This is a genomic window from Natrinema longum, from assembly GCF_017352095.1.
Taxonomy (GTDB): Archaea; Halobacteriota; Halobacteria; order Halobacteriales; family Natrialbaceae; genus Natrinema; species Natrinema longum.
Genome location: NZ_CP071463.1, coordinates 1,771,732 through 1,788,306, shown reverse-complemented (window position 1 = coordinate 1,788,306; position 16,575 = coordinate 1,771,732). Strand labels below are relative to the sequence as shown.

Annotated in this window: 18 protein-coding genes; 8 read left to right on the top strand and 10 right to left on the bottom strand. The window is 67.0% G+C overall.

The window, feature by feature from the left end; all coding sequences use genetic code 11:
• Window positions 1-368: 368 nt before the first annotated feature.
• Window positions 369-1,280: an alpha/beta fold hydrolase gene (locus tag J0X27_RS08835; protein WP_207271982.1), complete on the bottom strand. Its 912-nt coding sequence runs from the start codon at window positions 1,278-1,280 to the stop codon at window positions 369-371.
• Window positions 1,281-1,727: 447 nt separating this feature from the next.
• Here J0X27_RS08835 and J0X27_RS08830 point away from each other — a divergent pair, with 447 nt between their 5' ends.
• The 3 genes from J0X27_RS08830 to J0X27_RS08820 all read left to right on the top strand — a co-directional run bounded on the left by J0X27_RS08830 (window position 1,728) and on the right by J0X27_RS08820 (window position 3,548).
• The gene (locus J0X27_RS08830) at window positions 1,728-2,066 is read left to right on the top strand and encodes a DUF7130 family rubredoxin-like protein (protein WP_097380962.1); all 339 of its coding nucleotides are present in this window, start codon (window positions 1,728-1,730) and stop codon (window positions 2,064-2,066) included.
• Window positions 2,067-2,172: 106 nt separating this feature from the next.
• Window positions 2,173-2,466 carry a DUF7130 family rubredoxin-like protein gene (locus J0X27_RS08825; RefSeq protein WP_207271981.1) on the top strand — a complete coding sequence of 98 codons (294 nt, stop codon included), beginning with the start codon at window positions 2,173-2,175 and terminating at the stop codon, window positions 2,464-2,466.
• A 176-nt stretch (window positions 2,467-2,642) separates the two neighbouring features.
• Window positions 2,643-3,548, top strand: coding sequence for a ketopantoate reductase family protein (locus J0X27_RS08820; RefSeq protein ID WP_207271980.1), 906 nt, complete (start codon window positions 2,643-2,645; stop codon window positions 3,546-3,548).
• A 122-nt stretch (window positions 3,549-3,670) separates the two neighbouring features.
• On the opposite strand, the gene J0X27_RS08815 is transcribed toward J0X27_RS08820, so the two are convergent.
• Both J0X27_RS08815 and J0X27_RS08810 read right to left on the bottom strand, forming a co-directional pair.
• Entirely contained in the window at window positions 3,671-4,036 is a 366-nt protein-coding gene (locus J0X27_RS08815) for a NifU family protein (protein WP_097380965.1), read from the bottom strand.
• Window positions 4,037-4,117: 81 nt separating this feature from the next.
• Window positions 4,118-4,435, bottom strand: a complete 318-nt coding sequence (locus J0X27_RS08810; RefSeq protein ID WP_207271979.1) for a DUF5783 family protein — start codon at window positions 4,433-4,435, stop codon at window positions 4,118-4,120.
• A gap of 176 nt (window positions 4,436-4,611) precedes the next feature.
• Between J0X27_RS08810 and J0X27_RS08805 the strand changes: the two genes are divergently transcribed.
• Complete coding sequence (locus J0X27_RS08805; RefSeq protein ID WP_207271978.1) at window positions 4,612-5,004, top strand: hypothetical protein; 393 nt, start codon at window positions 4,612-4,614, stop codon at window positions 5,002-5,004.
• A gap of 96 nt (window positions 5,005-5,100) precedes the next feature.
• On the opposite strand, the gene J0X27_RS08800 is transcribed toward J0X27_RS08805, so the two are convergent.
• Complete coding sequence (locus tag J0X27_RS08800; RefSeq protein WP_207271977.1) at window positions 5,101-5,904, bottom strand: DUF7260 family protein; 804 nt, start codon at window positions 5,902-5,904, stop codon at window positions 5,101-5,103.
• A complete protein-coding gene (locus J0X27_RS08795) occupies window positions 5,901-6,830 on the bottom strand; it encodes a DUF7551 domain-containing protein (RefSeq protein WP_207271976.1) in 930 nt (309 codons plus the stop codon). Before J0X27_RS08795 ends, J0X27_RS08800 begins: the two co-directional genes overlap by 4 nt.
• Before the next feature lie 495 nt (window positions 6,831-7,325).
• Here J0X27_RS08795 and J0X27_RS08790 point away from each other — a divergent pair, with 495 nt between their 5' ends.
• A complete protein-coding gene (locus tag J0X27_RS08790; protein WP_207271975.1) occupies window positions 7,326-8,081 on the top strand; it encodes a PHP-associated domain-containing protein in 756 nt (251 codons plus the stop codon).
• 325 nt (window positions 8,082-8,406) lie between these two features.
• Here the strand turns inward: J0X27_RS08790 and recJ are convergent, their stop codons facing one another.
• On the bottom strand, window positions 8,407-9,891 hold the full coding sequence (gene recJ, locus J0X27_RS08785; RefSeq protein ID WP_207271974.1) for a RecJ family nuclease: 1,485 nt from the start codon (window positions 9,889-9,891) through the stop codon (window positions 8,407-8,409).
• 140 nt (window positions 9,892-10,031) lie between these two features.
• Between recJ and J0X27_RS08780 the strand changes: the two genes are divergently transcribed.
• From J0X27_RS08780 to J0X27_RS08770, 3 genes are read left to right on the top strand one after another with little or no spacing between them, the layout of a single operon-like run.
• Window positions 10,032-10,904, top strand: a complete 873-nt coding sequence (locus tag J0X27_RS08780) for a complex I NDUFA9 subunit family protein (RefSeq protein WP_207271973.1) — start codon at window positions 10,032-10,034, stop codon at window positions 10,902-10,904.
• A 3-nt stretch (window positions 10,905-10,907) separates the two neighbouring features.
• On the top strand, window positions 10,908-11,585 hold the full coding sequence (locus tag J0X27_RS08775; protein WP_207271972.1) for a DUF4166 domain-containing protein: 678 nt from the start codon (window positions 10,908-10,910) through the stop codon (window positions 11,583-11,585).
• Window positions 11,582-12,601: a YndJ family transporter gene (locus J0X27_RS08770; protein WP_207271971.1), complete on the top strand. Its 1,020-nt coding sequence runs from the start codon at window positions 11,582-11,584 to the stop codon at window positions 12,599-12,601. The genes J0X27_RS08775 and J0X27_RS08770 overlap by 4 nt, the downstream gene beginning before the upstream one ends.
• Here J0X27_RS08770 and J0X27_RS08765 read toward each other — a convergent pair.
• From J0X27_RS08765 to hemC, 4 genes are all read right to left on the bottom strand, one after another.
• Window positions 12,543-13,658: an outer membrane protein assembly factor BamB family protein gene (locus J0X27_RS08765; protein WP_207271970.1), complete on the bottom strand. Its 1,116-nt coding sequence runs from the start codon at window positions 13,656-13,658 to the stop codon at window positions 12,543-12,545. The two genes, J0X27_RS08770 and J0X27_RS08765, sit on opposite strands and share 59 nt — an antisense overlap.
• 83 nt (window positions 13,659-13,741) lie before the next feature.
• Window positions 13,742-14,485: a uroporphyrinogen-III synthase gene (locus tag J0X27_RS08760; RefSeq protein WP_207271969.1), complete on the bottom strand. Its 744-nt coding sequence runs from the start codon at window positions 14,483-14,485 to the stop codon at window positions 13,742-13,744.
• Between the two features lie 3 nt (window positions 14,486-14,488).
• Entirely contained in the window at window positions 14,489-15,295 is an 807-nt protein-coding gene (gene cobA, locus J0X27_RS08755) for a uroporphyrinogen-III C-methyltransferase (protein ID WP_207271968.1), read from the bottom strand.
• A gap of 14 nt (window positions 15,296-15,309) precedes the next feature.
• Window positions 15,310-16,449 carry a hydroxymethylbilane synthase gene (gene hemC / locus J0X27_RS08750; RefSeq protein WP_207271967.1) on the bottom strand — a complete coding sequence of 380 codons (1,140 nt, stop codon included), beginning with the start codon at window positions 16,447-16,449 and terminating at the stop codon, window positions 15,310-15,312.
• Window positions 16,450-16,575: the final 126 nt, after the last annotated feature.

Here is a 16,575-nt window from a genome sequence, read left to right as displayed (position 1 = left end):
GCGAGGGACCGGAGGTCCCTCGAGCAGGCGGCGCTTCGCGCCGCCGACCTCGCGGGATCTTCGATCCCGCTCAGTTTCGATCAAAAGCACCGGAAGACGCGAAGCGTCTTCCGAGTTCTCGTTCACTTCGTTCACGAGAACACTCCTCCTTCTCGCTCGCGCTGCTCGCTCACATCAGTCGTCGGCCCGCTCGCTCAGCCGGTCGCACGGCCTTCGGCCGTTCGACTTCTCGCGGCGCGTAGCGCCGCGCACGGCTTCGCTCGCGGTCGATACCTGGCAAGGGCCTGCCCTTCCCCGGGTCACACGGCTCTCGCGTTGCTCGAGCCGTGCTCTCGGCCGAGTAGAAACTGAGACGAGAGCGGAGAGATTCAATCGCTGCTGACGCGGGTCACGCCGGGCATCCCTGCCTTGGTATACTCCGGCTCCGGGGAATACTGCGGGTCCGGCAGCCACTCCCGGAGACTCTCGTTGAATCGGTCGGGGCGCTCTCGAGGCGTCCAGTGGCCACAATCTTCGATCAGGTCCAGTTCGGCGTCCGGAATGCGTTTTGCTGCTCGTTTCGACCATTCGACGGGGACGAGCGGGTCCTCCGTGCCGTGGACGAGCAGGGTCGGAACGGACAGCGACTCGAGGTCGTCGACGAAGTTCGTCGCGACGCGACCGCTAAACGACAGTTCGTTGTTCTGGAACGCCTCGAACGCCCGGATCGAGCCCGGTTCCATCAGTTTTCGCCGGGCGTCGTCGACGAAGCGGTCGGGCAACGAATCGGCGTCCGCGACGAGGTTGTCGAGGACCATTCGAACGCTCCGCGTCGAGGAACCGGCGGCGATTTTCCCGAACTGGGTCATCCCGGGGACCTGCGACAGGACCTTCCACTGGAGGGCACTGGGGAGTCGCTCTCCGAGCCCGTAGCTGTCGACGAGGGCCAGTCGGTCGACCCGGTCGGGGTTTGCGAGCGTGTACCCGAGTGCGACGCCGCCGCCCATCGAAATGCCGGCCAGCGAGACCCGCTCGAACGGGAGCGTCTCGAGGAACCCCTCGAGGACGTCGACGTACGACTCGAGGGTGTGTGCAACGTCTCCCGTGCTGTTCCCGTATTCGGGCCAGTCGATCGCGTACACGCGGTAGTCGTCCGCGAGGGCGGTGATCGTGTGTCGCCACGAGACGGTCGCGTCGTCGATCCCCGCGCCGTGACAGAGGACGACCGGCGGGCCGTCCGTCCCCGCCCGCCGGTAGGCGATCCGGCAGTCGTCGATGGTGGCGACACCGGTCCCGCTCATGATCGGACCACGGTCTCGGTGGGGCGATCCACTCCCATCGGTCCCGGCCGGCCGACTTCGCTGGGTTTCGTTCCGGCCCCGGCGATCGGCCCCGCCGCTGACCCCTCTGGCTCGAGACCGTGTGCCGTGTTGGCACTGGATGCCGATCCATGGGTGTGACAGACTATCATGGTGCGTGTCTCTATTCGGCAGGCGTATATTGTTTTCTATTACCGTGTGCCTTCTTAACAGACGAAACGCTGCTCGCTGTCACCCGATCGACTGGCAAGTCCACCGGGAGTCGCGGCTCCGGACCGACGCGGCTGGGAAAACGAAACGACGGAATACACCGGGACAGTACGGTATTTCCTCGGTTCGAGGTGGTACGGTTCCCGTTCACGAATCCCTCGCCGGCCTCTTGCACAATGCGTGCTGTGTCTTTATCGCCGTCGCCGGTGTGATTCGGCTATGGTCAAAACTGGTGAGACACCGGCGAAAGAAGGCGACGAGGAGGCCATCGAGGAGGTGGAAAAGCTCAATTTCGGGCAGACGGTCTACGACGAGGACGGCAACGAACTCGGCCGTGTCCGTGGCTTCGAACAGAGCGGGTTCTTCGTCACTACCCGTGAGGGTGCCGAGGCGATGAGCGTCGAACACGCCCGCTCGGGCCACGAGTTCGGCGAAGCCCACCTCATGTGGCGCTGTATGGAGTGTGGTGAGATGGATGCGATCGATAAGGGACTTCCCGACGAGTGCCCGAACTGCGGCACCGAGCGGGAGGATCTGATGTACTGGACCGAAGACTGAATCGGTGCCGACAGTGAGCACGCGATCGCTGGCGAGGTCTATTCATTCTATATAGCACTTGAGGATTTATCACTCGTCACAGCGGGGGTTCGAGTCGGTGGTTCTCATGGCCAAAGAACAGCAACAACTGGGATTTGGAACGCCGGTCGACACCGAGGATGGGACGAAAATCGGCCGAATTCGTGGCGTCGACGAGCACGGGCTCTCTATCACGCTCCGGGATGGAATCGAAGGAATGAGTATCGAGCACGTCCGATCGGGCCAGGCGTTCGGGGAAGCCGAACTGATGTGGCGCTGCTGGGTGTGTGGGGAGATGGGCCGACTCGACCGTGCCATTCCGAACACTTGCCCCTCCTGTGGTGCCGACAGGGAGGACCTGTACTACTGGACTGTGGATTGAGTCCGGGGACAGCCTCCTCTTCCCACCCCGACCGGCACCGTCGCGGTCGCTGCTGGGACCGCGAGGGCGGCCCTCGAGCGCTCGTGGTTCCGTCGCTCGGGGTGCCAGGGTACTACTCGATACTGTACTCGTGGCGAACCGGGGTACTGTAGTGGCAGCCGTCGGAAAGTGCAGTCATGGAGATAGTCGTCTTCGGTGCCGGCAGCCTCGGCAGTCTCGTCGGTGGCCTGCTCGCACGCGAGCACGACGTCACGCTCGTCGCTCGCGAGGCTCACGCCAGCGCCGTCCGCGAGTCGGGACTGCGACTCGAGGGCGTGGCGGACCGCCCATCGAGCGTGTTTCCGGCGGCGACGACCGACGGCACGGGTCTCGAGGCGGATCTCGCCATCGTCACGGTCAAGTCCTTCGACACCCCGGCAGCCGCCGATGCCCTCGCGACGGGGTCGTTCGACGCGGTTCTCTCCCTCCAGAACGGCATGGGAAACGAAGGGACGCTCGCGGCGCGACTCGAGGTGCCGGTGCTCGCGGGAACGGCGACCTACGGCGCGATCCTGCAGGCTCCGGGCGTCGTCGAGCGTACTGGCGTGGGGGAGATCGTCCTCGGTCCTCGAGACGGCGGTTCGTCGGCCGTCGCTGATCGCGTCGGTGAGGCCATCGTGGCTGCCGGCCTCGAGACGACCGTCGCCGACGACATGCCGCGTCGGCTGTGGGAGAAACTCGCTGTTAACGCGGGCATCAACGCGGTGACGGCCCTGACCGCGACCGAAAACGGTGCCGTCCTTGAGGACCCGGCGAACGACCTCGCGCGTGCTGCCACCCGCGAAACGGCACGGGTCGCCCGAGCCGGTCCCGTTTCCCTCTCGAACCGCGAGGCGCTGGCGGCGGTAGAAGCCGTTGCCGAAGCGACGGCTGCGAACACGTCTTCGATGCACCAGGACGTGCTGGCTGAACGGCGAACCGAAATCGACGCGATCAATGGCTACGTCGTCGATCGCGCACTCGAGGCGGGACTCGAGGTCCCGACGAATCGGACACTCACCGCGTTGATCAGGACCTGGGAACGCGGTCGCGGCCTGCGGTGAACGGGCGTCCAGCTATCGCACGGTCCCCCGGCCGATGGTTCGATCCTCCACTGACGGCGAACGACGCGGCTACTGGGGAAAAGCAAAGACGCCAGATCGGCGTTTACGCGACGAACGACGGGTTAGAACGGTGCTTCAGGCCCTTCGTTGGCTTCGCTGCCGTCGTCGTCGACGGTTTCGCCGGGGAAGGAGGGACTCATGCCGCCCATCTCTTCTTCGCCGCCGTCCATGCCGGTCGAGGCGTTGACCGTCTCGATCTCGGGGATCTCCTTGACCATTCGGCTCTTGATCGCCTGAATCGTCATCGGCGAGATCCCACAGCCACTGCAGGCCCCACCGAGGGCGATACTGACTTCGCCGCTCTCGCGATCGATGTCCTGAATCGCCGCGCTGCCGCCGTGCATCTGAATCTGTGGGAAGTTCCGTCGCAGGAAGTTCGTCACGCGTTCCTCGAGGTCGTCCCCGTCGTTCTGGGTCTCGGTGCTCATAGAAATCCCTTGGGTATCAGCCCCCCTAAACCTTCCGTCCTCCATGTTCGACTGCCGACTACCGGGGCGTGAGCGATCGACTCACTGGAACCCGAACACGCGCTGTAGTTCGGTTTCGATCTCCTCGATGTGGGTCTCCAGGATTTCCTCGAACCGGTCTTCGTCGACGAGCACGCCCGAGAGCCGACCGTACGGATCGTCGGGGAGCTCGATGCGGAACTCGCCGTCGCCCTCGTAGAAGGGCTCGCTCTCGTTCAGGACCTGCTGGTCGATCGCGTGGACGAGCTGGGAGTCGTAGCGGTCGTTCATCCGGTTGAACGCGTTCTTGTACGCCTGCTGGAGTTCGGGGAAGTAGTTGGCGTACTTGTCCTCGAACTTCTCGGGATCGAAGTTAGCCATACGCTAGTCCAACGGTAGCGGGGACAAAAGTCAGACGATCGTCCTCCTCCGTCGGGCCCACGTCCGGATCCGACCCCCGATATCCATCAAACATCTAACGTTGTAGGGGATGCCTATATAGGTGCCCGCGCTTGCAAGCGGAACCGACACCCCCGCTGTTGGCGATACCGATGTACATGATCGCAGATCAGGGTCCCATCCCGCGGGAAGCATTGCCGCCGAGATGGGGGCTTGCAGAGAACTGTAACGATCGATTCGTGTACCGATATAGGCAGCCACCGATCGAATTGATTATGGAGTGTATCGCCGCCGACTGTTCCCATCCAGGACTCGGTCTCTGTCAGTGCTGGGAGCTTCGCTACCGCTACTTCTTCTCGGATCGATCGATTACCGAGCCGATCGGCCACGTTTCCACCCAGCGGGCCGCCATCGACGGGTTGCTCGAGTGTATGCATCGCGTCCACGACACGGTCTCGGCGACCGATGGCCCCCTCAAACTCGGGGAGGTACTCGAGAACGTTTCGCTCTCGGATCTCGTTCCGAGCGGCGACTCCGATACACTGGAGTGAGTCGGCTGGGATCCGTTTACGGGTCGGCTACCGGCGGCAGCCTCGTCCTCGAAAACGCGGCGCGGCTCCTCACGTCACGTCAACGCGAGGCGACGGTCACACGCGCCGGGTCAGGTGTGTACGAACCGTCCGCTGACAGTCGCTACAGATCCCGTACAGCCGGGTCGCGCTCGAGAGCACCGGGTACTGTACGTCGAGGTCGGAATAAATAGCCGGGATCAGCGTTCGATGTCGGGTTCCGCCTCGGCCGTATCGGTTTGTTGATTCGGTAAACTGGGCTTGCCGCTCCGTAGTGAGTGCGTCGAGTCGCTCCCGATACGCCTCGAGTTGTTCGTGTTTCGCCCGCAGTGTCTCGAAGTCACACTGTAGGAGGGATCCCGCGGTGGTCGACCGCAGCCAGCCGAGGATGTCGTCGATGTCCTCGATCGCCCCTTCGAGCGTGGCCCGTTCGCTTCGAAGGGTTTCCTCCAGCAGCTCCACCTCCCGCTGTCTGGTCGTTACCTCCTCGAGGACGGCCGTTTTGAGCGCTGGGGTCCAGCCGGTTTCCGTCGTGAGGGCGACGGCGATGTCCTCGGTCAACTCCGCTGCGATCGTCTCGACGAGCGACTCGTCGTCCGCACGGTCGGCGATACTGTGGGGGCGGACCGTTTCTTCGAACGCGGCTCGAACGGTGATACACCGCTCCCCGGACGGGGTGGATCGCTGGGACTGGACCGGTGTCGCCATCGCTGTCGGCGTCGATCCGGTCGGCCGCTGTCGGTGCCCTCCGATGGGACTCTCCGCTGGCACCTCCTGTACGCGCCGCTTGAACGTCTCGAAGGCGTCGCCTCGATCCGCAACCGCGTCCTGTTCCGCCTGGAGACACTCGAGTGCGCGGTGGACCGCAGTCGATCCGGTCATGGCTGTCCCTCCTGTGTACAGACGAGCCCGCCCGTCGGCTCCGCGTCGCTCGTCAGGACGAACTGCCAGTCGCCGTCTCCGAGGGCGGTGACATCGGTCACGCTCAGCCGGTCCGTTGGGGCTGGCGATCGGCGCAGGATGTCGATCCCGATCGGTAGCGTCGGGAACCGCCGCTCGTTACACTCGATAGCGTACCCCCGCAGGGAGACGGTCCAGCGACCCCCGCCGGTCGTCCCGACCGAATCGTGTGCAATGCCGTACTCCCGTATCAACGACAGCGAATCCAGAAATGCGAGACTCTCCGAAACCGGATCCACCGCCGACTCGACCGGCGAGAGGTTCGCTGCTGCCGCCCCCAACAGCCGTGTTCGCTCCGCCGCAGTCAGGTGTGTCTCGAGTTCCGTTGCCATCGTCTCGAGCAACACCAGACAGAGCGTGTTCCGGTCGGTCGTCGCTTCGGCGGCGGCCAGATACGCGTCCATGATGGCTCGCTCGGCTGCCTCGTGGTCGCGGGCCGAGAGCGACTCGAAGACCGCTCCCGAGACGTCGTGGCAGAAACTGATCAGCGGTGTGTCGGTCCCGCGCTGTCGATCTCGAGAGGCCGACGGCTGTCCCGTCGGTTCCGCGATCGGCCGATCCGAATCGGCGGCAGCGCTCGTCTCCGCCCCGCCGGCTGCGTTCGTGGATCGTTCCTGACAGACGACCGGATCGTAGAACGGCAACTGTGGATCGTATCGTCTGAGTGCGGCACGGTACTGTTCGGTTGCGTGTGCGGCGTCTGCTGCGTCCGTCCGGGTCGCGAATCGCTGGCCGGCGACCGGTACCGGCCGTTCACCGGAGCGAGCACAGACCACGTAGTACTCTCCGTCGTTGCTTGCCAGCCGTTCGATGTGATGGCGGATCTCTCGAAGTGTGGTTCCGACCATGGGGTTCCTCCAGTGGAGTAGTCTCAGTCCCGCGGGGCTCACGCGGACGTGGGAAGCGTCGCCGACGGCCACGCTCCCGTCTATCGGCTCGTCCGCCCGCTGTAGGACCGATCGTCCACTCTTTAGGCGAACCTAAAAAGTCATAAACCCATCGAATTTTAGGCGAACCTAATTACCGTCTGCCCCTCGGTTGGCCTTCGTCCCGATCTCCTGTCGCAATTGTCTGCCGTGCTCCGACTCCGATGGTCGCCTCGACGCCCGGTTCGGCGGAGCAGCGGCCCCGGATACGACGTTTTGGTGGCCCCACCGGCTCGCTGGCACGAGGACGGCGGCGTCCGTGATATCCTGCGTTGGATCCGCAACCGACCCAGAGATAAATCTCATAGTGCTATATCAAACCCGCTCCGATCCGTCGTTGGCGGCCGGTAGCACAGTGTTTATGCGCGACAACGAGTTATTGGCGGTAGCGCCCACTGTCCCCGTTCCCTGGATTCCATGACCACTCAGATCCCGTTTGCAATCGACTTTCACGTCCATTCCGACGACTCCTACGATGGGCACGAACCGATCGAACTCATCCTCGAGCACGCCGCCGACATCGGCCTCGATGGGGTGGTCGTCACCGACCACGACGAGATCGACGAGTCCCGTCGGGCCGCCGACCTCGCCCCGGAGTACGGACTCGTCGGTATCCCGGGCGTCGAGGTTTCGACGCGACACGGTCACCTGCTGGCGATCGGGGTCGAAAAGCGGCCCGACCCCGGCCAGCCGTTCATGGAGACCGTCGAGATCGTCCGCGAACTGGGCGGCGTGGCGATCGTTCCACACCCGTTCCAGCGCAGTCGTCACGGGGTTCGAAAACGCTACATCGACGACGCCGACGCGATCGAGACCTACAACTCGATGGTCTTTACCGGCTACCGCAATCGGCGCGCTCGCACGTTCGCTCGGCGACGGGAGTACCCCCAGATCGGAGCCAGCGACGCACACTACCTGCCCAACGTCGGCAAGGCCTACACCGAGGTCCTCGTGACGCCCGACACGGCGAACCCGACGAAAGCCGACATCGACGGCGCGGACCTCGTCGAGGCGATCCTCGAGGGCCGAACCCAGATCCGCGGCAAGCGAACGCCGATCCGCAAGAGCGCGGTGCAGTACGGAAAGGGTGCGGTGCGGAAGACGGCCTACATGTTCACCTCCCGTGCGCCGCTCCTGCCGACGGTGCCGGCCTCGATGGATCGATCGACCTGATTCCGGCCCACTGGCTCGAGTCGATGTGCGTCGGTCGCTTTGCCCACGTCGCTCGGAGGGACTCCGCAGTCCGGGCGTCTCGAGCGCGGGTGGTTCCGACTCAGACCCGCGACTGCGGGTGATTCCGACTCCGACGGCGAGCGTGCTGCTATCGTAGAACGGAGACGTCGCCACGCCCTCCCCAACCGACTCACTCGCTGTGCTCGTTCGTCCCTCGCGCGACCGTCGAGTCGCGGTTCGCCGATCGGCGAACCGCTGACTCAGCGCGCGCCACCGCACGTCGGTTCATCGATCGCCGAGCGATAGTGAGCGGTCGTCTCCGTCGTCAGGATAGTTGCTCGCCGACGATGTCGTCGGCGTGCTCGACGAACGCTTCTTCGCTACCGTTCGGAACCGTCGCCCCCGCTGCGACGTCGTGGCCGCCGCCGTCGCCGCCGACGGCCTGGGAGGCGTCGCTCATCACGGTCGAGAGGTCGAGGCCCTGCCGGACGAGCGAGTGGGTGCCCCGCGCGGAGACCTTGACCTCCTCGTCGTTCTTTTCGGCGAAGGCGATGATGGGTTTCGAGCGGCTGATCCCGTCGTTGCCCATCGCCATTCCCGCGACGATACCGACGATGGTTTCGCGGATCTCGTCGCTCGCGTGGAACCACTGCACGTGCTCTTCTTGGGTCGTTCCCGCTCGAGTCACGAGGTCGATGCCGTTCGAGAGGTTGCGCCGGTGTTCGCGCAGGAGCTGTCGCGCGCGCTCGAGCGCGCCGTCCCGATCGCCGAGACAGACGCCCAGCCCGACGTCGGCCCGCTCGTAGCGGGCGGTCGCGTTCAACAGGGTCGAGAACTCGCTCGCGTCCCGGAGTTCGGTGCCGACGGGTTCCTCGCTGAGGACGTAGGCCGTACTCACGAGTCCGTCGATCTTCGTCGCGGGAACGCCACTCGAGACGGCCCGTCGGACGAGCGCGCTGGCGACCGTCTGTTTCTCGTCGTTCGTCAGTCCGGCCCAGCGCCGCCACTCCCCGTCGCGTTTCAACTCGAGGTCGAGTCCGTCGAGGAATCGGAGCGCGCCGTTCTCGTCGTTCGAGATGCCGGGGATGTGGACGTCGGTGGCGTACTCGAGGAGTTTGGGGAGCGGCCGGGTCTGTTTGCCATAGAGCGCGAGGTCCTTGCCCGTTTCGAGGACGCCGGCCGCGACGCCCTCCTCGACGATCCCCTCGTTCGCGCCGTGGAGTTCGCCGCCGGCGGCCTGCATGTCGCCGACGGCCCCGACGACGGCGAGGGCGGCGAGATCGCGGTTGTCGGCGCGGGCGTTCGCGGCCCCCGACGCGGTGGCGGTCCCTCCGTCGGCCGCAACCGACGGCTCCGGATCGGTGTCGGACACGTCGGCCAGCGCCCGCGCGAGGACGTAACTCGCGCCGGCACCCGAGAGTTCGGACGCGCCGTTGATGCCAACCAGAAGCGGGTTGAGGTGGAACTCGGTGTCCCGGTCGGCGGGCTGGTGGTGGTCGGCGATGACGGGCGTGAACTCGCCCGCGTCCTCGTAGTCGCCGATGCTGTCGAGTTGGCCGCTCCCGAAGTCGGTAAAGAGAACGGTCTCGTAGGCGGTCGCCGCAATCGCGGCGATCGCCTCCTCGTCGAGTTGCTTCTCGAAGACCGTCTCGAAGGGGATCCCGGCTCGTTCGAGGGCTTGCGCGGCGATCGCGGCGCTCGTGAGTCCGTCGGCGTCGATGTGTGAGGCGAGCAGCACGCGATCGGCCTCGCACAGCCGCTCGGCGCACGCTACCGCACGATCCTCGAGTTCGGGAACCGGCCCTGCCATCGAGGAATCCTGGGGCGGCTTCGGGGATAAAGGTGCGGTCACGCGGATCGGAACGAGTGCTACCGCTTTCGACGGACGGTCCCCGTCCGACCCGCCAAACCAGTCAGTAAAGCTAAGAGATAGCGACAGAGAGCATCGGTATGGAGATTCTGGTCGCTGGCGGCACCGGGTTCGTCGGCCGGGCGCTGTGTCCCGTCTTAGTCGATCGCGGGCACAGGGTCACCGCGGCGTCGCGAACGCCCGACGCGGACGGCCTTCCAGCCGCCGTCGAGACCGTCGCCGCCGACGTGACCGATCCCGACCTCGAGTCGATCGTCGACGGACACGACGCGGTCGTGAACCTCGTGGCGCTGCCCTCGCACGTGCAGCCGCGAGGACGGAGTCACGAGGCGGTTCACTTCGACGGCACCCGGCACCTCGTGGCGGCCAGCGAGCGGGCCGGGGTCGATCGATTCGTCCAGTTGAGCGGCCTGGGCGTCGAATCGGGCGTCGAGACGGCCTACTTTCGGGCGAAGCGACGGGCCGAGCGCGTCGTTCGCGACGCCGACCTCGAGTGGGTCATCTACCGGCCGTCGGTCGTGTTCGGCGACGGCTGTGCATTCGTTCCGTTCGTCGAACGGACGGTCCCGCCGCTGCTCACCCCGCTCCCGGGCGGCGGCCGGACCCGGCTCCAGCCGGTCTGGGTCGAGGACCTCGCGCCGATGCTCGCGGACGGACTCGAGGACGATCGCCACGTCGGGAACTGCTACGAGATCGGCGGTCCCGAACGGCTCACGCTCGCGGAGACGGTCACGCTGATACGGGGCGGCGGCGTCGTCGTTCCGATTCCGATGGCGCTGGCAGCCGTCCTGGCGACGGTGATCGATCCGCTCCCCTGGATCCCGTTCGGTCGCGACCAGTACCGCGTGCTCGAGGTGGACAACACCACGGCGGACAACGACGTCACGGCGTTTGGCGCTGACCCGGAGTCGCTCCAAACGCTGTCGACGTACCTGGCGACAGACGGCGACTGACCCATGACCGGACTATTCGAGCGCGAGGTCGGACCGGCGTGGCGGACGCTTCATCCCCGCGTCCGGGAGCGATACGGTCTCACGGCCGGCGAGGGACACGAAGCGGTGGGTGTCGGACGGATGACCGACCTCGCTCGACACCCCCTCGCGGTGCCGGCGCTCTGGCTCGGGACGCTCGACGACTTTCTCTTTCCCGAAGGCGGGACCGACGTCCCGTTTACGATCGTCACGGAGCCGTTCGTCGACTGCGACGGCAACGAGGCGCTCACCCTCCGTCGACGCTTCGAGACGTCGCCGCCGCGGACGTTCGTGGATACCCTACGGTGGAACCCCGCTCGAGGGTGTCTCACCGACCTGTTCGGCCACCGCGGACACGTCGCCGCCGACGTTCACGTCGATGCCGAAGACGGGGCGCTGGCGCTCTCGATCGGTACCCAGTGGCTTCGGATTGGGGGTCGGTACCTCGCGCTGCCGTCCCCGCTGTCGGTCGATGGCCGTCTCCGTGACTGGTACGACGACGAGGCCGACCGCTTTCGCGTCGCGGCGTCGATCACGAATCCGCTCCTCGGGAGGGTCTTCGGGTACGACGGTGCGTTCGAAAACGAGCTCCGACCGTCCGACGGCGACGCGACGGCGCGACCGGCTCTCGGCGGTATCGCCCTGCCGGGTGAGACCGCGTGACCGACCTCGAGCCGGCGACCCCTCGAGCCGGCGGCCCACCGGGGAGTCACCTTCCCGGCGTCGCCGGTCGGCGCGTGACCGATCTGAGTGCGGCAGCGGGCGGCGTCGTCTGGCTGGGAGTCGTCGCCGGCACGGCCGGCGGCGTGCTCTCCCTTTCCCCGCCGGCGCTGTACGTGGGGCTCGCCGCGCTCGTCCTCGTTCCCCTCGGACTCGGCGTCCTCGAGTCGCCTCGAGACGCGACTCCCCCGAGTGCACCCTATCGGGGTGCCGCCGTCGGACAGTTTCCGGCCGCCCTGGCGCTCGTCGTCGCCCTCACCGCGCCACAGGGGTCGCTCGCCGCGGTCGCACTCACCGTCCCGTGGCTCGGCGTCACCGGCACAATCGCGCTGTGTGGACTCGGCCGCCTCGTCGACCGCGGCGGCGGTCCGCTGCCCGACCTCGCGATCGACGCCGGTCTGCTGTACGTGCCGGTCGCCGCCGCGTTTCTCTGCTTGCACGCCGCGGGCGTCAGCCTCCGGTTCGCCCCGATCATCGTCCTCCTGACGGGGGTCCACTTCCACTACGCCGGGTTCGCGTTGCCGCTCGTCGTCGGCCTGACGGGGCGACATCTGGCGGGAGCGGACGGGCGGTTCCCGGCGACGGTCGCGGGACGAGCGACGGCCGGAACGACGGTCGTCGTCGTCGCCGGCATCCTCCTGATCGCGATCGGAATCACGTTCTCCCCCCTGATCGAGGTCGTCGCCGTCGTCGCCTTCACCGCCGGCGTGGTGGGGTTCGCCCTGCGAACGCTGCGTGATGTCGTCCCCACGGTGGCGCGACTCCCGGGACTGTTGCTCGCCGTCGCCGCGCTATCGCTGTGCTGGACGATGGCGCTGGCACTCGCCTTCGCGTACGCTTCGCTTCCCGGGACGGCGGTGCTCGTCACGATTCCCGAGATGATCCGCTGGCACGGGAGCGTCAACGCGTTCGGATTCGCACTGCCCGCCCTGCTCGCGTTCCGACTGCTCGAGGCGTGAGTCGCGGTGGTCGATGCGCGAGTCGTGGCGGTGCCGATTCCGGTTGTCGCTCGTCGACGACGGCCGGTGCAGCGATGACGGCGTTGTCGGTTTCGAACCGCCAGTGGGCCTCGCCCGTCTCCGGATCGAGCGCGTGGACGATACCGGCGGCGTCACCGACGTAGAGCACGCCGTCGGCGAGGGTCGGGGAGCCGTTGATCCGGCCGCGGAGCGTCGTTCGCCACCGCCGCTCGCCGGTTTCGACGTCGACCGCGTGGACGCGCATCCGCCAGTTGCCGAAGTAGACGGTGCCGTTGCGAACCGCCGGCGAGGAGGCGATGCCCCCGTCGGTCTCGTACCGCCAGCGTTCGTCGCCGTTTCGCCGGTCGACCGCGTAACATCGCCCGTCCGTCGAGCCGAACACGACGCGGTCGTCGTGGACCGCCGGCCGGCTCAGAACCCGCTCGTCGGTTCCGACACGCCACTGTCTCGCCCCATCGCGGAGATCGAGCGCGGAGAGCATGCCGTCGGTGCTTCCGACGTACCCCCGACCCTCGACCGTCGCCAGTTTCGATTTCACTTTCCCGCCGATTTCGACCGTCCACTCGACCTCGTCGGTGGCACTCGAGATGGCGTACAGCCTGCCGTCGTTGCTCCCGACGTAGACGCGGTCGCTCGCGGTCGTCGGCGGCGCGTAGATCCCGCCACTCGTCTCGACTGTCCACCGCTGGTTCCCGTCGGGCCCGATCGCGTACACACGGTGGTCGACGCCGCCGACGTACAGGGTGTCGCCGTCGATCGTCGGTGCGGACCAGACTTCGTCCCCGGTCTCGAATCGCCACCGTTCCGTGCCCTGCGCCGTCTCGAGCGCGTAGACGTGCCGATCGAGGCTGCCGACGTGGACACGGCCGTTCGCAACGGCGGGAGTCGTTGGGAGTCGACCACCGGTTTCGAACGACCACAGCTCCCGTTCGGGTTCCAGTCGTTCGCCGTCGTCGTCGCCGGTAGTGCCGAGACACCCGGCCGCGCCGCTCAAACCGATGACGATCGTGCCGAGGACGGTACGACGACCGGTCACGAATGCCGACCGATCCGTCGGCAGTAAATAAAACCTTCTCGATCGACGATTTTTCCCGGGTCGGGTGGCCCCGTGAGGGTTGGTTACCCGCTCTGACCCGGGATCGCCGCGACCGTCTCGTGAGCGAGTGCATCGAACGTGGCTTCCTCGGGCACCACGTCGACGTCGATTCCGAGCGATGCGGCAGTCTCGGCCGTCGGCTCGCCGATCGCGCCGACGGTCGCGTCCGCGAGCCCATTGAGTGCGTCCTCGCGGATCCCTCCTTGGGCGGCGGCTTCGAGGAAGTGCTCGACGGTCAGCGACGAGGTGAAACAGGCGGCGTCGAGCCCGCCTTCGGCGGCCAGTTCGGCCGACCGGCCGCTCTCCTCGGGGCGAACGAGCCGATACAGGATCGTCTCGTGGACGTACGCGCCCGCTTCCTCGAGGCCCTCGAGCAACACCGGGCTGCCGTGATCGCTCCGGGCGACCTCGACGCGTGCGCCGTCGACCCGGCTCTCTACGGCCGCGACGAGCCCGCTCGAGGTGAACTCGTTGGGGACGAGGTCGACCGCGTACCCCTCCTCGCGGAGCGCGTCGGCCGTCGCCGGGCCGATCGCACAGACGATCTCGTCGCCCGGCTCCCAGCCCGCCTCGGAGACGAGTTCCGCACCGGTCTTGCTGGTGAAGACGACGTAGTCGGCGTCGGTTCGAGGGATCGTCCCGGTCGCTTCGACCGCGAGCATCGGGTCGGGGACCGGCTGGGCTCCGAGACGCTCGAGTACGTCGACGGCTCGCTCGAGGCGGTCGTCGTCGGGGCGGAAGACGGCCACTGTGGGGGTGTCGCTCATCGCTTATCCCTCGCGTTCGTCCTCGTCGGCCGTGCCGTACTCGTTCTGGAGGAATTCGACGACCGACTCGCGGGTCCCCGCCACGTCGCCGATCACCGTCACTGCCGGGGGGTCGATCCCCACCTCGTCGCGGGCGTTGACGATGGTCTCGAGGGTTCCCGTCGCGACCTGCTGGCCGGGCCAGGTACCTCGCTCGACCAGCGCGACCGGCGTCTCGGGAGCCATCCCGGCCTCGAGCAGCGCTTTCGTGTAGTCCGGCAGTCGACCGACCCCCATCAGGACGACGATGGTGCCGCCGGTCGCGGCCAGGGCGTCCCAGTCGACCGCCGATTCTTCCTTCGTGGGGTCCTCGTGGCCCGTCACGAAGGAAACCGAGGAGGCGTGATCGCGGTGCGTGACCGGAATCCCGGCCACCGCGGGTGCGGCGATCGCCGACGTGACCGCTGGGACGACCTCGAACGGAACCTCGTGAGCCGCGAGGTACTCCGCTTCCTCGCCGCCGCGACCGAATACGAAGGAGTCCCCGCCCTTGAGCCGGACGACGGCGTTCCCCTCACGGGCGAGTTCGACCAGCCGCTCGTTGATCTCCGACTGGGGCGTGCGCTCGCCGCCGGCGCGCTTGCCGACGTCCTCGCGGCGGTCCTCGGGGAGGGTCTCGATGATCTCGGGACCGGGAAGCTTGTCGTGGAGGACGACGTCCGCGGCCTCGAGCAGCCGTTTCGCCTTGACCGTCAGGAGGTCGGGATCGCCGGGGCCGCTGCCGACGAGGTAGACGGTACCGGGTTCGGCGTCGGTATCGGATACTGACATTCGTTACTCGCTAGCTACTTCCCCTCGGGTATATTTTCCTCGGAGACGTCGTCCGCGTCCCCGTCGGCGTCCTTGCGGGCCGCCTGGATCAGCGCGTCGGCACCGCGGTCCGCGAGATCGCGCGCGAACTCGCGGGCCGCTTCCGCGTGCGTCTCGACCGGCAGATCCCGACTGCCCGTGACCGACTCCTCGCCGTCGCGGTCGAAGACGCTCACGTTCGTGTGGACGTACTCGCCCTGGACGACCGCGTAAATCCCGACCGGAGCGATACAGCCCCCGCCCAGTTCCGCGAGCACGGTCCGTTCGACGGTCGTCTCGACGCGGCTCCGCGGGTGATCGATGTGCGTCTGAATGTCGCGGGCCGTCTCCCCGTCGGGCGCGGTCACCGCGAGCGCTCCCTGTCCCGGGGCGGGAACGAACGTCGACGTCGGGAGCTCCTGATAGTCGACGTAGTGGGCGAGCCCGCTGCGCTCGAGACCCGCGCCCGCCAGCACGATCGCGTCGTACTCGGTCTCGACCTCGCGGCCGAGCGCGCCCTTCTCGAGTTCCGAGAGGTCGTCGAACCAGTCGTCGACGCTGCGGTCGTACTCGGGCTCGAAGTCGTCGTTGCCAGTGTTCCCCTTGCGCTCCTTGTCGGCTTCCGTCCGCTCCTGGTGTTCTTCCTGCATCGCGGGGGCGAGCAACTTCTCGATGCGCGTATCGACGTTCCCGCGCAGGGGCTCGACGGTGAGGTCCGGCCGCTCGGACAGCAGTTGCGCGCGCCGGCGGAGACTCGAGGTGCCGACGGTCGCACCCGAGGGCAACTCCTCGAGCGTCGCGCCGTCGGGCGTGACCAGGACGTCGCCCGGCCGGCCCCGCTCGGGAACGGCGGCGGTCACGAGTTCCGCGGGCTGTTCGGTCGGCATGTCCTTCATCGAGTGGATCGCGCCGTCGAGGTCCCCCTCGAGGACGCGCTCGTCCAGTTCGCGGACGAACGCGCCGGTCTTCCCGAGTCGGTGGATCAACTCGTCTCTGATCTGGTCCCCCGTCGTCTCCACGGTGACGAGTTCGACCTCGTACCGGCGTTCCTCCAGGGCCTCCGCTACCAGTGAGGCCTGTCGCCGGGCGAGTGTGGACCCCCTCGTCGCCAGTCGCAGCGTCCCGCGCGTTCTCATAGCCACCAGTCGGACCCTCGAGTATGAAAAGCGCACGCTTGTCCGACGCGAGCGACGCGTGAGCCGCCGACATCGTGTTGGGCTGTCACGAACCCGTTTCGGGGGCGGATCGGATCGAGTCCGACG

Excerpts from the sequence above, each read along its gene's own strand:
- J0X27_RS08835 (WP_207271982.1), bottom strand. The coding sequence starts at position 1,280 with ATGAGCGGGACCGGTGTCGCCACCATCGACGACTGCCGGATCGCCTAC.
- J0X27_RS08830 (WP_097380962.1), top strand. The coding sequence starts at position 1,728 with ATGGTCAAAACTGGTGAGACACCGGCGAAAGAAGGCGACGAGGAGGCC.
- J0X27_RS08825 (WP_207271981.1), top strand. The coding sequence starts at position 2,173 with ATGGCCAAAGAACAGCAACAACTGGGATTTGGAACGCCGGTCGACACC.
- J0X27_RS08820 (WP_207271980.1), top strand. The coding sequence starts at position 2,643 with ATGGAGATAGTCGTCTTCGGTGCCGGCAGCCTCGGCAGTCTCGTCGGT.
- J0X27_RS08815 (WP_097380965.1), bottom strand. The coding sequence starts at position 4,036 with ATGAGCACCGAGACCCAGAACGACGGGGACGACCTCGAGGAACGCGTG.
- J0X27_RS08810 (WP_207271979.1), bottom strand. The coding sequence starts at position 4,435 with ATGGCTAACTTCGATCCCGAGAAGTTCGAGGACAAGTACGCCAACTAC.
- J0X27_RS08805 (WP_207271978.1), top strand. The coding sequence starts at position 4,612 with ATGATCGCAGATCAGGGTCCCATCCCGCGGGAAGCATTGCCGCCGAGA.
- J0X27_RS08800 (WP_207271977.1), bottom strand. The coding sequence starts at position 5,904 with ATGACCGGATCGACTGCGGTCCACCGCGCACTCGAGTGTCTCCAGGCG.
- J0X27_RS08795 (WP_207271976.1), bottom strand. The coding sequence starts at position 6,830 with ATGGTCGGAACCACACTTCGAGAGATCCGCCATCACATCGAACGGCTG.
- J0X27_RS08790 (WP_207271975.1), top strand. The coding sequence starts at position 7,326 with ATGACCACTCAGATCCCGTTTGCAATCGACTTTCACGTCCATTCCGAC.
- recJ (WP_207271974.1), bottom strand. The coding sequence starts at position 9,891 with ATGGCAGGGCCGGTTCCCGAACTCGAGGATCGTGCGGTAGCGTGCGCC.
- J0X27_RS08780 (WP_207271973.1), top strand. The coding sequence starts at position 10,032 with ATGGAGATTCTGGTCGCTGGCGGCACCGGGTTCGTCGGCCGGGCGCTG.
- J0X27_RS08775 (WP_207271972.1), top strand. The coding sequence starts at position 10,908 with ATGACCGGACTATTCGAGCGCGAGGTCGGACCGGCGTGGCGGACGCTT.
- J0X27_RS08760 (WP_207271969.1), bottom strand. The coding sequence starts at position 14,485 with ATGAGCGACACCCCCACAGTGGCCGTCTTCCGCCCCGACGACGACCGC.
- cobA (WP_207271968.1), bottom strand. The coding sequence starts at position 15,295 with ATGTCAGTATCCGATACCGACGCCGAACCCGGTACCGTCTACCTCGTC.
- hemC (WP_207271967.1), bottom strand. The coding sequence starts at position 16,449 with ATGAGAACGCGCGGGACGCTGCGACTGGCGACGAGGGGGTCCACACTC.